The following is a 303-nucleotide window of genomic DNA, read 5'->3' as shown; positions in this document are numbered from 1 at the left end:
GTGGACACGATTCCCTATCAATTAGTTTATGGAGAAGAGTCAGCCTTTGGCCGACCACAATATTCACCGTTAATGATGCTCAAGATGATGTTATTTGCCTACTCACGGAAAGTGTTTTCGGGACGGAAAATTCAACAAATGGCCGAGGAAAGCATTCCGATGAAATGGTTAATCGGTGACCCTGACGTGGTGCCCAGTTACCGGACAATCAATCGTTTCCGGACTGATCCACAAACCACCAAGTTAATTGCCCTCATGTATCTGCAGTTCCGCCAATCATTGATTGATAACAAGCTGTTAAGT

1 protein-coding gene is annotated in these 303 nt (G+C 44.6%); it reads left to right on the top strand.

What is annotated here, in order from left to right; translation table 11 throughout:
- A partial coding sequence (locus LPKJCM_RS11595; RefSeq protein ID WP_165758611.1) for a transposase occupies positions 1–303 on the top strand: 303 nt, incomplete at both ends.

It is taken from the genome of Lentilactobacillus parakefiri (assembly GCF_002157585.1).
In the GTDB taxonomy this organism is placed as follows: domain Bacteria; phylum Bacillota; class Bacilli; order Lactobacillales; family Lactobacillaceae; genus Lentilactobacillus; species Lentilactobacillus parakefiri.
This window is presented reverse-complemented; position numbering and strand designations above follow the sequence as displayed.